The organism is Flavobacterium rhamnosiphilum (genome assembly GCF_004349195.1).
Taxonomy (GTDB): Bacteria; Bacteroidota; Bacteroidia; order Flavobacteriales; family Flavobacteriaceae; genus Flavobacterium; species Flavobacterium rhamnosiphilum.
Map to the genome: position 1 here is coordinate 73,592 of NZ_SMLG01000014.1, position 6,015 is coordinate 79,606.

Below are 6,015 nucleotides of genomic sequence, written 5' to 3' on the forward strand. Positions count from 1 at the left end.
TAAATTACATGCAAATCAATCTCAATCCCTCTTGGCAATCCATTTTATCTGATGAAATCAAGAAACCCTATTTTCAGGATTTAATGGAAACTGTTGCTGAGGAGTACAAAAATCACACCTGTTATCCTCCCAAAGAATTGATTTTTGCTGCGTTTAACTATTGTAGTTTCAAGGACGTAAAAGTGGTTATCATTGGTCAAGACCCGTATCATGGCAAAGGCGAAGCCAATGGTTTGTGTTTCTCTGTAAATGATGGTGTTAGAATTCCGCCTTCGTTGCGTAATATTTTTCGCGAAATGAGTGATGATTTAGGGACTATTTTTATGCCGACTTCCGGTAATTTAGAAGCTTGGGCAAAACAGGGCGTTTTATTATTGAATGCTTCGCTGACGGTTAGAGAAGACAATGCGAACAGTCATAAACACTTGAAATGGAATGTTTTTACCGATGCTGTAATCCAAAAAATTTCGGAAGAAAAAGAGCCTGTTGTTTTCTTGCTTTGGGGTAATTTCGCCCATAAAAAAGGATTAAAAATCGACCGAAACAAACATTTGGTTTTAGAATCCGGGCATCCTTCGCCTATGAGTGCGAATCAAGGAAAATGGTTCGGGAATAAACATTTCAGTAAAACTAATGAGTATTTAAAACAAAACAAAATGGAGTTAATTAACTGGATTTAAGCAGATTAATTATGTTGTTTCTTATGACAGTCCGCTTTATGGACTAACATTGTTTTTTTGGCCACAGATTTAAAAGATTTCCACGGATTTTTCCTAGTAAATCTAATTCACTTTTCTCTAATCTGTGGAAATCTTTTAAATCTGTGGCATAAAGTAATGTTTGGTACTAGTTACGAATTGTCACATTGTTTAAAGATATAAATACTTGTTTCACGCTGCTTTGCGTGAGTGATGGAAGTGGAGCTCTTTTTTTTGGAGAGGCGTTTCAGCCTCTTAAAAAAAAGCGGGAACGTACAGCATGACCCGAAGTTTTTACGCAGGGTCACGCCCAAATTAAAATAGTGCTATTGGAAAAATTCAACCACAAATAACACTAATCAAAGTGTCTATTTTTTTATAATATCTTCTAAAACGGCTTTATCGGAGTAATTAATCACTTTCAAAGTAACTTCTTGGTTTTTGATTGTTTTTCCTTCGATGATATACAACTTTCCTTTTTTAAGTTCGATATTGCTTTTGTCAAAATCTACATCACCAAATTGTAATGTATTTTTTATATCGGAAGTATCAATCCATTTTTCAGCCAAAATCTGTGATGCTTTATCCGAATAATGGAACGGTTTATTTCTCAAATCATTTAAGACTCTTGCATTTGGAAAATAATTACAACGGGTATCTTTCCCACTAAAAACTAACGCTACAAAAAACAATCCGATAACTAGACCTACTAAATAATAAGCAAAACGATGTATAAACTTCATGAATTAAATTTTTGGCAAAGGTAGAAGAAAGTTTTCTTAAAAAACAATTAAATTAATGTCGTTGTTTGGTAAATCGTACCAATCGCCAATGGCACTATTTGTGAGGATTCCGTGGTACATATAAACGCCATTTTTCAATCCTTTATCACAGCGAATAGCACTTTCAATACCACCATCTGAGGCAATTTGCAACAAATAAGGCGTTATGATATTGCTTATGGAAAGCGATGCGGTTTTAGAATATCGGGATGGAATATTGGGCACGCAATAGTGCAATACATTGTTTTTGATAAACGTGGGTTTCTCGTGGGAAGTCACTTCAGAAGTTTCAAAACAACCACCGGTATCAATACTTACATCCACAATTACAGCGCCGTATTTCATGTGTTCGACCATAGTTTCAGTAACAATCACGGGACAACGTTCTTTTCCCCGCATGGCGCCAATAGCGACATCACATCGTCTCAATGCTTTCAACAAAGATTTTGGTTGTATGGTAGAAGTAAAAATACGCTGATTCAAATTATTCTGTAAACGGCGTAATTTTGTAATAGAATTATCAAAAACTTTAACATTGGCACCTAAACCAATAGCGGTTTTAGCGGCAAATTCTCCAACAGTTCCTGCGCCCAGAATTACAACATCGGTAGGAGGAACGCCGGTAATGTTACCGAATAATAGTCCTTTTCCAAATTCATTGGTAATCATCAACTCGGCAGCGATCAGAATCGAGGCAGTTCCGGCAATTTCGCTCAAGGATTTCACCGCGGGATACGTACCGTCTTCATCTTTTATGTATTCAAAAGCAAGTGCGGTAATTTTCTTTTTGGTCAAAGCCTCAAAATAGGTTTTCTTTCGGGTTTTCAATTGTATGGCAGATAATACAATCGTTTGAGGATTCATCATTTCAATTTCGGCAAACGTTGGTGGCTCTACCTTCAATATCATCGGACAACTAAAAACTTTCTTGGTATCACTGGTAACTTCGGCACCGGCATCACAATATTCTTTATCCGTATAACTGGAATTTAGTCCCGCGCCAGCCTCAATCATCACCCGATGCCCATGATAGGTCAGCGAGTTCACAGCGTCTGGAGTAAGGCAAATACGGCGTTCCTGATAACTGGTTTCCTTTGGGACACCTATAAAAAGTTCGCTTTTTTTTCTTGCAACCTCAAGTTTTTCCTCTTGTGGCAATAACTGTTGTTTTGTGAATGGAGTTATAGTAATTGACATTGATGTTGTTAAATTAAGGGTACAATTTACGTAAAAACTTTTAAAAAAAGTACAATATTAACGAGGATAAATACCTTTGAATTTGCTACAGAAATTAGCGCATGATTCTTTCCATTTTTATATCGGCTCTTTCATAAATGCCGTCTTCCAAAGGCACTTCTGTAAAGCCAAATTTTTCATACAAATGAATCGCCGGCAGTAATTTCCTGTTCGAATATAAAATCAGTTTTTCAATTCCTTTTGCTTCAGCAACAGCAAGGCAATGCAGCATCAGTTTTTTGCCAACTCCCAAACCTTGAACGCCATCCGTTACCGCCATTTTACTCAATTCATAGGTCGTGCTATCTATTTTTATTAACGAAACGGTACCTACGATGGCATCATTGTATTTCGCATAAAAAATCATTCCGCCTTTGTCTATAATTTGACCTTGCGGATCCGAAAGTACGATTTCGTCTTTGGGTTCTACCTTGAAATATTTTTTAAGCCATTCCAAGTTCAAGGTTTTTATAGGGGCTGCTAAAGCGGCTGAAAAAGGGATAATTTCTACGGTATTGTCTAAACTCATAATTACTTTTTTAACTTAATGTTAAAGAACGCTTTCCGTCAGGAAGCAGTGAAATAGTTATAACCGAATGTGTTTCAGGAATCAAATTTGGAATCTTCTCCGCCCATTCTATAAAACACCAATTCCCGGAATATAAATAATCATCAACACCCATGTCCAAAGCTTCTACTTCATCATTTAATCTGTAAAAATCAAAATGATAAACCAGCTGATTGTCATCAGCTTCATATTCATTAACTAAAGAAAAAGTTGGACTACTCGTCGCGCCGGTTACGCCAAGCGTTTTGCACAATTGCTTGATTAAAGTCGTTTTTCCAACACCCATTTCTCCATGAAAAAGAATCACTTTTTTGGGGTTACTTGCAATAATTTGTTTGGCCACTTCTTCGAGTTGGTCCAATGAAAAAATAACATTCATTCTTTAAAAAGTTTATAGTTTTTAGTTTGTTGTTTATAGTTAACAACAAACTAAAAACGCATTATTTTGGATTAAAAACTAAAAACGGAATAATCATTTCTTCCAATGAAATTCCTCCGTGCTGATACGTGTTTTTGTAATAACTCACATAATGATTGTAGTTGTTGACATAGGCCAAGAACAAATCATTTTTTGCAAAAATATAAGAACTGCTCATATTTATGGTAGGCAAACCTACATTTTTCGGTTCTTTTACCGCATAAACATCTTTGTGTTCGTACGTCAAACTACGTCCTGTTTTATACCGTAAATTTAAACTGGTATTTTTATCACCCACCACTTTCGACGGATTTTTTACGTTTATCGTTCCGTGATCCGTAGTCAAAATCAATTTGAAACCCATTTTTTGAGCCTGTTGAATGATTTCCAATAGCGGAGAATTCTTAAACCAGCTCAACGTCAGCGAGCGATACGCCTTATCATCTGAAGCCAGTTCTTTCACGACATCCATTTCTGTTTTGGCATGGGAAAGCATGTCCACAAAGTTGTAAACCACTGTCACTAAATCATTATCTTTTAATGCTTTAAAACCCTCTGCTAATTTTTTTCCGCCGGCAAGACTTGTTATTTTAAAATAGTCTTCCTTGATGTTCAAGCCTAATCGTTTCAATTGCGCCGTCAAAAATTCTGCTTCAAAAAGGTTTTTTCCACCTTCTTCCGGGTCATTTTTCCAATATTGCGGAAACTGTTTTTCCATTTCCAGCGGTGTCAAACCAGAGAAAATGGCGTTTCTCGCATATTGCGTCGCCGTTGGCAAAATAGCGTAATACGGAACCTCTTTTTCCAGTTTATAGTAATTTCCTACTACGCTTTCAAAGGCTTTCCATTGGTCGTAACGCAGGTTGTCAATCACTACAAACAAAATAGGTTTGTCTTTTTTCTTGAGTTCAGGAAGCACTAATTCTTTGAATAAAGTGTGCGATTGAACCGGTTTATCCGCTTTTGGTGCAAACCAATCCTCATAATTGCGTTCAATGAATTTTCCAAATTGTGAATTGGCTTCTGTTTTCTGGGATTCCAAAATTTCCACCATACCCTGATCGTCGATATTTTCCAATTCGAGTTCCCAAAAAATCAATTTTTTATACAGCTCAATCCAGTCTTCATAGGAATTCACCATCGCCATTTCCATGGTGATTTTCCTAAATTCCTTCTGATAATCCAGCGTTGTTTTTTGCGAAATCAATCGGGAATGATCCAGATTTTTCTTCAAACTCAACAAAATCTGGTTTGGATTTACGGGTTTAATCAAATAATCGGCAATTTTAGAACCTATGGCTTCCTCCATAATGTATTCTTCTTCGCTTTTAGTAATCATAATCATGGGAACCGAAGATTTTTTCTCCTTCATTTCTGACAGGGTTTCCAAACCGCTCATTCCGGGCATATTTTCATCCAGGAAAACAATATCAAAATTGTTATCTTCAAAAATTGCAATGGCGTCAAGCCCGTTGTTACAGGTAGTTACCTCGTAATTTTTCTTTTCCAGAAATAAGATATGAGGTTTCAAAAGGTCGATTTCATCATCCACCCAAAGTATTTTTATTTTATCCATAAGTTTATAAGCAAGTATTCAAAAGTACTAAATCAATTCGTCAATTTACGGCTTTTTACAACGCTTATTTGCTAATATTATGATAATTTTTCGTGCAATAGTGGGGAATATTGCTAAACAAAGATAAGAATTTTTTGTTCTAAAATTGCTTCTGGGCGTGACCCAACCTCCGTAAACTCCATCAGGGTCGGGTTCTACGCTGTATCTTTCCTTTTTAAAGAAAAAAGAAAAGAATGTCCCTTCCATCCCTCAAGCACTTGCGAGAATGATTGGGGTTTAGGACAGCTTCTGGATAAGAAAAGTTTTCAGAAAATAATTAGTCTTTAAATGATTTGTAGTTGTTTTTTTATAAATTCGTTAAAAAATATTTTTAAAAATTCAAAACTAGCAAAAATTGATTGAATTTTAGGAAGTTATGACGAGTACAAACAAGTTTTAATAAACTTAATAGAAAACAAAGCGAAAAAAAATAGCACAACAAGAATTATACTGATGTATAACTCTTTGATTAAATGGAAATAAAACTCAATAAAGCAGTAACATTAATTTAAAACTAAAATTGAATATTAATACTTAATTTACACACTATGATAAAAATAAAGAAATCCTTAAAGACTGCAATTTTATTATTAACAATTCCGTTATTGCTTTGGAATTGTGAAAGCGAAAATATATTTATTTCAGAAAACCAATTAACAGATAATAATTATATCGTTAACCAAAACGAGATTAATGTT

6 protein-coding genes are annotated in these 6,015 nt (G+C 35.3%); 1 reads left to right on the top strand and 5 read right to left on the bottom strand.

What is annotated here, in order from left to right; translation table 11 throughout:
- Positions 1 to 8 precede the first annotated feature (8 nt).
- Positions 9 to 680, top strand: coding sequence for a uracil-DNA glycosylase (gene ung, locus E0I26_RS15080; RefSeq protein ID WP_131917273.1), 672 nt, complete (start codon positions 9 to 11; stop codon positions 678 to 680).
- A gap of 386 nt (positions 681 to 1,066) precedes the next feature.
- Here the strand turns inward: ung and E0I26_RS15085 are convergent, their stop codons facing one another.
- From E0I26_RS15085 to porX, 5 genes are all read right to left on the bottom strand, one after another.
- Complete coding sequence (locus tag E0I26_RS15085) at positions 1,067 to 1,441, bottom strand: DUF4258 domain-containing protein (protein WP_131917274.1); 375 nt, start codon at positions 1,439 to 1,441, stop codon at positions 1,067 to 1,069.
- Positions 1,442 to 1,477: 36 nt separating this feature from the next.
- Positions 1,478 to 2,677: an alanine dehydrogenase gene (locus tag E0I26_RS15090; RefSeq protein ID WP_165929461.1), complete on the bottom strand. Its 1,200-nt coding sequence runs from the start codon at positions 2,675 to 2,677 to the stop codon at positions 1,478 to 1,480.
- 94 nt (positions 2,678 to 2,771) lie between these two features.
- Entirely contained in the window at positions 2,772 to 3,245 is a 474-nt protein-coding gene (locus E0I26_RS15095) for a GNAT family N-acetyltransferase (RefSeq protein ID WP_131917275.1), read from the bottom strand.
- 10 nt (positions 3,246 to 3,255) lie between these two features.
- Complete coding sequence (gene tsaE, locus E0I26_RS15100) at positions 3,256 to 3,663, bottom strand: tRNA (adenosine(37)-N6)-threonylcarbamoyltransferase complex ATPase subunit type 1 TsaE (RefSeq protein ID WP_131917276.1); 408 nt, start codon at positions 3,661 to 3,663, stop codon at positions 3,256 to 3,258.
- Positions 3,664 to 3,724: 61 nt separating this feature from the next.
- Positions 3,725 to 5,278 (bottom strand): T9SS response regulator signal transducer PorX, encoded by a 1,554-nt coding sequence (gene porX / locus E0I26_RS15105; RefSeq protein WP_131917277.1) that lies wholly within the window; start codon positions 5,276 to 5,278, stop codon positions 3,725 to 3,727.
- Between the last annotated feature and the right edge of the window lie 737 nt (positions 5,279 to 6,015).

Excerpts from the sequence above, each read along its gene's own strand:
- ung (WP_131917273.1), top strand. The coding sequence starts at position 9 with ATGCAAATCAATCTCAATCCCTCTTGGCAATCCATTTTATCTGATGAA.
- E0I26_RS15085 (WP_131917274.1), bottom strand. The coding sequence starts at position 1,441 with ATGAAGTTTATACATCGTTTTGCTTATTATTTAGTAGGTCTAGTTATC.
- E0I26_RS15090 (WP_165929461.1), bottom strand. The coding sequence starts at position 2,677 with ATGTCAATTACTATAACTCCATTCACAAAACAACAGTTATTGCCACAA.
- E0I26_RS15095 (WP_131917275.1), bottom strand. The coding sequence starts at position 3,245 with ATGAGTTTAGACAATACCGTAGAAATTATCCCTTTTTCAGCCGCTTTA.
- tsaE (WP_131917276.1), bottom strand. The coding sequence starts at position 3,663 with ATGAATGTTATTTTTTCATTGGACCAACTCGAAGAAGTGGCCAAACAA.
- porX (WP_131917277.1), bottom strand. The coding sequence starts at position 5,278 with ATGGATAAAATAAAAATACTTTGGGTGGATGATGAAATCGACCTTTTG.